The sequence below is a fragment of the uncultured Campylobacter sp. genome (assembly GCF_938040115.1).
Classification (GTDB): domain Bacteria; phylum Campylobacterota; class Campylobacteria; order Campylobacterales; family Campylobacteraceae; genus Campylobacter_A.
Genome location: NZ_CALHXD010000033.1, coordinates 1 through 1,780, shown reverse-complemented (window position 1 = coordinate 1,780; position 1,780 = coordinate 1). Strand labels below are relative to the sequence as shown.

Here is a 1,780-nt window from a genome sequence, read left to right as displayed (position 1 = left end):
GGCGGTCCAAACCGCATAGGCCAAGGCATCGAGTTTGACTACTGCTGCGTGCACGCTAGCTACGCGTTACGCGACATGGGTATCAAAACCATAATGTACAACTGCAACCCAGAAACCGTCAGCACCGACTACGACACGAGCGATATTTTGTACTTTGAGCCGATTGATTTCGAGCACGTTAGAGCTGTGATCGAGCACGAGAACCCAGACGGCGTGATAGTGCATTTTGGCGGCCAAACGCCGCTAAAATTCGCCAAACGCCTAAGCATAGCGGGCGCGAAAATCATCGGCACCAGCGCGCGCACGATCGACGTCGCCGAGGATAGAAAGAAATTTAGCGAATTTATCTCTAAAATCGGCGTCAAACAGCCGCGAAACGACACCGCTACAAGCGAAAAAGAGGCGCTAGAAAAGGCCGCCGCTATCGGCTATCCTGTGCTAGTGCGCCCTAGCTACGTACTAGGCGGCCGCGCGATGAGACGGGTGCATAGCGATGAGGAGCTACGCCTATACATGAGCGAGGCGGTCAAGGTCAGCAACCACTCGCCGGTGCTGATCGATAAATTTTTACAAGACGCCGTGGAGCTCGACGTAGACGCGATCAGCGACGGCAAGGACGTCTATATCGGCGCCGTGATGCAGCATATCGAGGAGGCGGGCATCCACAGCGGCGACAGCGCGTGCATACTGCCTCCGCTAAATTTGACCGCGCAGATGATCGAAAAGGTAGAAAACCAAACCCGCGATATCGCGCTAAATTTGGGCGTCGTGGGGCTCATGAATATCCAGTTTGCCATCTACGAGAACGAACTTTTCATGATAGAGGTAAACCCGCGCGCTAGCCGCACCGTGCCGTTTGTTAGCAAGGCGACGGGCGTGCCGATGGCAAAGGTCGCTACGCGCGTGATGTGGCAGGGCGATTTGCGCGAGGCGCTTAAATTTTACGATAACTACGGCGCGGTTTACGAGGAGCGCGGCATACTCAAGCCTCGCGTGAAAAACCACGTCTGCGTCAAAGAAGCGGTCTTTCCGTTTAACAAGCTCTCTGGCGCGGATCTAATCCTGGGGCCTGAGATGAAAAGCACGGGCGAGGTCATGGGCATATCAAGTGATTTTGCAAAGAGCTTTGCAAAAAGCCAGATCGCTGCGAGCAACTCGCTACCTACTAGCGGGCTAGTCTTTTTAACTCTTGCCGATGCGGACAAAAAATACGCCGCAAATTTGGCGCGCGAGCTGATAAATCTAGGCTTTAAAATCATCGCCACGGGCGGAACGTATAAAATTTTAAATGACGCGGGCGTAGAGAGCGAGTTCGTCTACAAAATCAGCGAAGGTCGCCCAAACGTCGAGGATAAGCTCAAAAACGGCGACATCGCGCTTGTCATCAACACCAGCGACAGCAAGTCAAACAGCGAGGACGGCAAGAAAATCAGACAAAACATCATGCGATTTAAGATCCCGTATTTCACGACGATGTCGGCGGCTCTAGCGGCGGCTAAATCGCTAAAAAGCGTGCAAGACGGCAGCGCGCTGGAGGTTAAGAGCTTGCAGGAGTATCTGAGCGGGAAGTGAGGCTAAATTTGCGCGGTTAAATTTGACTCAAATTTGAGCTTTTGCATTTTTTAGCAAAGCTTGTTTGGGATGAAGTTAAATTTGACCGCACTTGTCTATTTCTTGCAAATTGGCGCAAATTTTTACACAATCTACCTAAGCGATTCCAGAAAAACTGCTTTGCAAAAATACAAAATAATAATGAATTGTATAGCTATTTTTTAAAAAA

The 1,780-nt window shown here is 50.9% G+C and carries 1 protein-coding gene; it reads left to right on the top strand.

The genetic code is table 11. From position 1 onward, the window contains the following. A partial coding sequence (carB, locus tag Q0314_RS01395; protein ID WP_298055682.1) for a carbamoyl-phosphate synthase large subunit occupies window positions 1–1,572 on the top strand: 1,572 nt, incomplete at its 5' end. Window positions 1,573–1,780 lie beyond the last annotated feature (208 nt).